The following is a 6,505-nucleotide window of genomic DNA, read 5'->3' on the forward strand; positions in this document are numbered from 1 at the left end:
TAATCTTCATCTTTTATACTTATATCTATTTTTTCTGAAGGTCCTATATTTTTTTACCAAGGTACTTCATGAGCAAAAGGAACAGAAGTATCTCTAAACAATCCAATTCCTTTTTTTCTAGTAACAAAGCATAAATTATATAATCCTGATTCAAATCCTACAAATAATTTTGATTTTGTTACTAATTCAAATGCTTCCATTAAGTTAGTTTTATCTACAAAATCTATTATTTTTTTATTTGGTAATAATTCTATTATTTTTTTAGCATATTCTTTTTGTAAATTTCCATTTCCTACTAAAATTATTTTTTCTTCTGGATAAATTTTAAATATCTCTTCTATATACTCTTTCATTTTTAAAGGACTACATACCCTATTTCTTGCTGTTGAACCAACTGCTATTACTATATCTTTATTATCAATAGGAAATTTGTCTCTTAAATCTGGCAATATATCATCTAATTTTAAATTATTATCTAATATATTTATGCCGATATCTTTTATCTTATCTAAAATTTTTTCATTAATATCTCTAAATAAAAATGATTCTGTATAATATCCATTATAACATTGCACCATTTGACTATTATCTCTAACACCAATTTTATCTTCTGCTACAATATTAGCAACAATACTATCATTTCCAAATTCAATATTTAAAAATTTTTTAGGACTGTATTTTTTATTTATTTCATACATCATTTTTAATCTTTTAAAAAAACTTTTTTCTGATTTCCTTGGAATTCCTATAACATTATATTCTAAAAATTCTCCTAAATTCTTATAATGATCTTTCATTAAAAAATATACATTCTCTTTGCCATACTTCTCTATAATTTTTTCTGCTACTCTACTCCTTACTAGAATATCTCCTATTCCATCCATAGATTTAACTAATATTTTTCCATTATTTTCAAATTTACAAAATTTAAAAATAAAATTAATTACTAAACTATTTATTCTATCTCTTATATACGACTTTTTTAATATCATTTTTTATCCCTCTTATATATTTTTTATTTTAAAAACTGCCTCTTCAAACTGTTCTTCAGATATACTATTTAAAGTTGGTGTTCCATATTTTTCTTTTTTCTCTAAAATATTGCTTTCTCCATTCCCTTTTAAAATAATAATATTTTCTGAAGGGTGTTCCCACATACTTTTATCTTTATACCAATGTAAACATATTATTTTCTTATTTAAAGCAAATGCTATATTATATAATCCAGAATCTGGTCCTATAAATAATTCTGAATCTTTTATTGCTTGCATTACATCTTGTAATTCTAATTTATCAACCATATTTTTTATAGATTTATTATTAAATTCTTCTTCTAATTTATTTGCTGTAACTTTTTGTTTTTTTCCACTTCCCAATAAATAAATATCTTTACCTTGAAATTCTTTTAATAATATCTCTATATACTTTTTATAATTTTCATAAGTTGGAGTTTTTTCATCTCCTGCTGATCCAACAGCTACTACAATTATATCTTTATATTTCGTTTGAGAAAAATATTTAGTAATATTTGGTTTAATATCATCTAAGTTAAACTTTCTATTTAAAATATTTTCTAATAAATAAATATGTTTTTCTAAAATATAATCTACTGATTTAGACATATCATATTTTTTACCAGAATAAATATATTCCATCTCTTCTGGTAAATATGAATGATTCATTACTGCTACTTTACCAAATCCTATTCTATTTAATTTTCTATACAATTTAATCTTATAAAAAATATTCCATTTTGTTTCATCTACAAAAATATTTTTGTATTCTTGTATCTCATATAAAACTTTCCATTTATTTTTACATAAAATATATGTATTATCTTTCCCATATTCATTAGATAAAATTTCAATAGTTTTACTTTTAACAATATTGTCTCCTAAAGCATCCATAGTAACTATTAACAAGTTATTTGATTCTTTTTCTTTTTTTAACCTATAATCTAATAAAAATATTTTTATAAAAAAACTTTTTATTTTTCTTTTTAAATAAGATGTTTTTAATATTCTTAACTTTGCCATTTTCTCTCCCTAGTTATTGATTATCTTATCAATCTCTTCCAACTTAAATTTATTTATATCTGATTCTTCCCCTTTTTTCACATCTAAATCTCTAGAAAAAACTTGAACTGCACCACTATAATTTGGACTCCATAAATTTTTATTTTTCACTTCTATATTTAAATCTTCTCTATATACAGCTATCATTTTTTTCTTAAAAGCTGCTGCAATATGAACTATTGAAGTATCTGGTGTTATTACAAAATCTGCCTTTTTTATTAAAAAAGCTGTTTCCATAATACTATCCAATTTTGCAAAAAAAACATCTTCCGAATACTCTTTTATAATATTTTCTATCTCTTCTTCACGTTTCTTCTCTCCAATTAAAAATACTACTCTATTCTCTTTTTTTAAAATTATATCAATTATCCCTTTAATTTTTTCTCTATTAAAATCTCTATGTTTACTAGCTGCAAATGGATTTAATACAAAAATTTTCTTATCTCTAAAATTATTTAATAATACTTCAACATTTTGCTTTTCTTTCTCTGTAAAATGTAAATCGTAATCTAAATTAGGATTCTTTATTCCAATCTCTTCCAAAACTTTTTTATAAACTTCTACAATATGAAACTCTCCTTTAGGAAAACTATAACTTTTATCAAATAATTTCCAATCCTCTCTATTTAATCCCATATTATATCTAGCCTTACATAAATTAATTAACATCATTTGATTTACTCTTAACATTTCCGAAAAATCTATCAATAAATCATATTCTTCTTTACTTATCTCATTAGCTAATTCTTTTATCTTTTTACTATTTTTTTCATAGTTATATATCTTATCTATATATGGATTATTTTTTATTATCTCTTTAGCTGCTCCTCTTGCTACAACTCCTATCTTCATACTTGGATACTGTTTCTTTATTTCTCTAAACATAACAGTATTAACTACCATATCTCCTATTTTACCATCATATCTTAAAAAGAGAATTGATTTTATACTATTTTTTTCAATAAAATTTCCAGCTACTATCTTTTCTTTTTTTTCTTTTCTATCCCAAATATATCTTCCTATTTTTAATCTTTTTTCTCTCATATAATCTTGAAAAATTCTGTTTAATTTTCGTATCATATTTACCCTCTTTTATTTTTATATTTTTTTGCTTTGTATTGAGCATATCTAGGTGATATTTTTCTAAAAAAATCCAATAAAGAAGTTTTATCAATAGCAGTTCTTCTTATGTCGTATAGATCATCTGTAAAAATTCCAGCTCCTGTATCTGTTGATACTGCAAAGTCATATCCTGCTTCTTTTACTAATTTTTTAGTTTCCTCTTTTCTATGTCCATAAGGATAAGCAAATACAGTTAATTTTTTATTTAATCTTTCCTCTGTTATCTCTTTATCCTCTCTTATCTCTCTTTCTGCTATCTCTTTTTCTGCTTTATGAAAATCTAAGTGTGTCAAAGTATGTCCACCAAATTCTACCAGTCCACTATCTTGCATTTCTAGTATTTCTTCTGTTGACATCAAATAAAATTTCTTTTCATTGTCACTTTCTATTGTCCATTTATTGTAATTTAAACCTGAAACTAAAAAAATTACTGCTTTCATACTATATTTTTTTAATAAAGGAAACAATATCTCATAGTTATCTTTATAGCCATCATCAACAGTTAAAATTATATATTTCTTAAAAAATCTATTTTGAAGTCCTATACTTTTTAACTCTTCAAATGTAATTGTTTCATAATTTAAAAATTTTAGTATTTTTAATTGTAGTTCAAAAGTTTTTTCAGTTACAAAAAGTTTTATTTTTCCTCCAGCTCTTTTATTCTTTACAAATTGATGATACATTAAAACAGGTATTTCATATCTTTTTATTTTTGCATAATGATCTTCAAAATCTAAAACACTTTCTATTTTTCCATATAGATATGGTACTTTTAAAATTTTTTCACAGAAATTTAAAACAGTTTTTTCTTCTTTGCTATAAATAATACTTCCTTTATTAAAAAAACAAAATATTATAGCTTGCATTAAATTTAAGTTTTTTAATAAATTTCTTTTTTGGTTAATTCTTTCTATATATTGCTTCTCTTTATCAATTAATACTATATTCATAACTCATCTATAAACCTTTCTATCTCTCCTTTTACAATATTTCTATCATAATTTTTAGCTCTTTCAAATCCTTTTATTTCATATTTTTTTCTTTCTTCATCATTTATTAAAAAATAATAAAGTTCCTTTTTTAAGTCTTCTTTATCATTTTTTATCAATTTACCATAAATAGAATTCTTATCTAATAATTCTCTTGTACCATTATTTCCAACTGCAATTACCATTTTTTGCAAAACCATTGCTTCTATTGAAGTTAATGATAATCCCTCATTTTTTGAAGTACTTACATATAACTTAGATTTTTTCATATACTTATATGGATTTTGTTTTTGTCCCAATAATAAAATATCTTCATTTAAAGCTAATTCATCTATTCTTTTCTTCAATTTTTCTTTTTCTTTTCCATCACCTATTATAATCAATTTATTTTTAATATTTTTTTCTTTCTTCAACTCTCCAAAAGCTTCAATCAATAGAATATGATTTTTATTCTCTGTTAATGAACCAACTGAGATTATATATTCTCCATACTCTTTTACTTCTTCATTTGATTTTTCTAATATTTTATCAAAATTCATAAAATTATTTATTTTTAGTATTTTAGGATCATTTAAATTCTTTTCATATCCTTTTTTCATAACATCATTTATAGTCACTATATAATTATATTTTTCTATATTTTTTCTTTTTTGTTTATTTTTAGGAAGAGTTCCCTCTCCAGCATGACTCCATCCAATTAAAGTTTTACTTTTTAATGGCAATTTATGCAAATTTCTTAATAAGCCCATATCATAATCTATAATTATATCACCAAAATTTAAATTTTTTTCAAATTCTTTTATTGCTACATTTTTCTTTTTCTTTAAGAGAATTGAATAATATAGCTTAGTAAAAATATTCTTTTTATTTTTTAATAAACTTATATCTTCCATTAACTTTTCTGAAGTTAGAAATTTATAATCAACCCATTTAGGAATTTCATCTATATAATCATTATTCTTTCCTTTATTCTCTTCTATTAAAAGCAGAACTTCATATTTTGTGGGATCTAAAATATTTAAAAACTCAATTAACATTTTTTCCTGTCCACCTATTGATATGTTTCCATTGTGAATAATCAATCTTTTTTTCAATACTTTCACCCTTTCTTAATGTTTTTTATTTAATTATATCAGATTATTTCTTCTTTTTCATCCTATTATATTAAAATAGACTTTTTTTATTTTTTATAGTATACTTTTTAAATATCAACTTTTCAAATCATCGTATGCAAAGGGGAAATAAATGAAGATAATAAGTGAACAAAAACGTTCTTTAGTCTATTTTAATGAAGAAGAAGATACATTTATAAAAATTTTTAAACCTAAATTTCTAAATAGATTAAAATATCTTTTTAGATTTAGAAAATATCCTGGTGATAATTTTTTCTACATCTCTAAAGAACTAAAAAAATTAGAAATAAAAACTGTAGAGATTCTTTCATATTCACATTATAAAGTAATTACTAAAAATATTCATGGAACTCCATTAAATATTTACCTAGAAAAAAATAGAGATAACAATGAAATTATACAAAAATACATTTATTTGGTAACTAAACTTTTAAAAAATAATATTTATAGTGGAGATTTATCTTTTGATAATTTTTTTGTAAAAAACAATGAAATTATAGTTATTGATTTAGAAGATTATAGAAAAGTCAAATTTTTTAAAAGAGATAGAAAAGAAGCTATTAGGAGACTTCATGGAAAAATCAATGAAGAGATTATAGAAAAAATAGAAAATAATTTAAAAATTTTAGCCTAGTATTTTCACTCTATATTTGCTAAACTATCTATATAACTTATTTCAAGGAGGAATTTTAATGAAAAAAGTTAAATTTATATATAACCCTTTTTCAGGAGAAAACCTTATTTTAAACAATTTGGATACAATAATAAGACTATATCAAGAAAAAAATCTGCAAATTATCCCTTTTAGAATTAGCCTTGATACTCCATTAGAAAAAGCTTTTATAGATATAGATGAAACATATGATCATATTCTAGCTGCTGGTGGAGATGGAACAATTAACCAAGTTGTAAATCTTATAAAAGCTAATAATTTAGCTCTTCCTCTTGCTGTGCTTCCAGTAGGAACTGCCAATGATTTTGCAAAATTAATTGGTGCTACTTCAGACATAGAGGAAAATTGCAAGAGAATATTAAATAGCACTCCTAAAACTGTAGATTTAGGTTTAGTAAATGATAAGTATTTTATTAAACTAGTCAAGAACACTCGTGACTTTAGTTGTGAGATGAATTGACTAGAATAGTAAGCGTATAGGGAAACTTGTACGTAGACGTAGAAACACTACGC

7 protein-coding genes are annotated in these 6,505 nt (G+C 22.9%); 2 read left to right on the top strand and 5 right to left on the bottom strand.

All coding sequences use genetic code 11. From position 1 onward, the window contains the following. Positions 1 to 53 precede the first annotated feature (53 nt). The 5 genes from I6E31_08830 to I6E31_08850 all read right to left on the bottom strand — a co-directional run bounded on the left by I6E31_08830 (position 54) and on the right by I6E31_08850 (position 5,280). Complete coding sequence (locus I6E31_08830; protein ID MCF2640070.1) at positions 54 to 992, bottom strand: hypothetical protein; 939 nt, start codon at positions 990 to 992, stop codon at positions 54 to 56. 12 nt (positions 993 to 1,004) lie between these two features. Then, complete coding sequence (locus I6E31_08835) at positions 1,005 to 2,036, bottom strand: hypothetical protein (protein ID MCF2640071.1); 1,032 nt, start codon at positions 2,034 to 2,036, stop codon at positions 1,005 to 1,007. 9 nt (positions 2,037 to 2,045) lie between these two features. After that, complete coding sequence (locus I6E31_08840) at positions 2,046 to 3,155, bottom strand: glycosyltransferase family 9 protein (protein ID MCF2640072.1); 1,110 nt, start codon at positions 3,153 to 3,155, stop codon at positions 2,046 to 2,048. A gap of 2 nt (positions 3,156 to 3,157) precedes the next feature. Beyond that, entirely contained in the window at positions 3,158 to 3,880 is a 723-nt protein-coding gene (locus I6E31_08845) for a polysaccharide deacetylase family protein (GenBank protein ID MCF2640073.1), read from the bottom strand. 263 nt (positions 3,881 to 4,143) lie between these two features. Continuing rightward, the gene (locus I6E31_08850; GenBank protein MCF2640074.1) at positions 4,144 to 5,280 is read right to left on the bottom strand and encodes a glycosyltransferase; all 1,137 of its coding nucleotides are present in this window, start codon (positions 5,278 to 5,280) and stop codon (positions 4,144 to 4,146) included. Between the two features lie 151 nt (positions 5,281 to 5,431). On the opposite strand from I6E31_08850, the gene I6E31_08855 reads away from it, so the two are divergent. Together I6E31_08855 and I6E31_08860 are read left to right on the top strand one after the other, a co-directional pair. Then, positions 5,432 to 5,953 carry a bifunctional isocitrate dehydrogenase kinase/phosphatase gene (locus I6E31_08855; GenBank protein MCF2640075.1) on the top strand — a complete coding sequence of 174 codons (522 nt, stop codon included), beginning with the start codon at positions 5,432 to 5,434 and terminating at the stop codon, positions 5,951 to 5,953. Positions 5,954 to 6,011: 58 nt separating this feature from the next. Beyond that, positions 6,012 to 6,452: an NAD(+)/NADH kinase gene (locus I6E31_08860; GenBank protein ID MCF2640076.1), complete on the top strand. Its 441-nt coding sequence runs from the start codon at positions 6,012 to 6,014 to the stop codon at positions 6,450 to 6,452. Positions 6,453 to 6,505: the final 53 nt, after the last annotated feature.

The organism is Fusobacterium varium, from assembly GCA_021531615.1.
Classification (GTDB): Bacteria; Fusobacteriota; Fusobacteriia; order Fusobacteriales; family Fusobacteriaceae; genus Fusobacterium_A; species Fusobacterium_A varium_C.

Bases quoted from the DNA above. Each gene is read 5' to 3' on its own strand.
- I6E31_08835 (MCF2640071.1), bottom strand. From the start codon at position 2,036: ATGGCAAAGTTAAGAATATTAAAAACATCTTATTTAAAAAGAAAAATA.
- I6E31_08855 (MCF2640075.1), top strand. From the start codon at position 5,432: ATGAAGATAATAAGTGAACAAAAACGTTCTTTAGTCTATTTTAATGAA.
- I6E31_08830 (MCF2640070.1), bottom strand. From the start codon at position 992: ATGATATTAAAAAAGTCGTATATAAGAGATAGAATAAATAGTTTAGTA.
- I6E31_08845 (MCF2640073.1), bottom strand. From the start codon at position 3,880: ATGTATCATCAATTTGTAAAGAATAAAAGAGCTGGAGGAAAAATAAAA.
- I6E31_08860 (MCF2640076.1), top strand. From the start codon at position 6,012: ATGAAAAAAGTTAAATTTATATATAACCCTTTTTCAGGAGAAAACCTT.
- I6E31_08840 (MCF2640072.1), bottom strand. From the start codon at position 3,155: ATGATACGAAAATTAAACAGAATTTTTCAAGATTATATGAGAGAAAAA.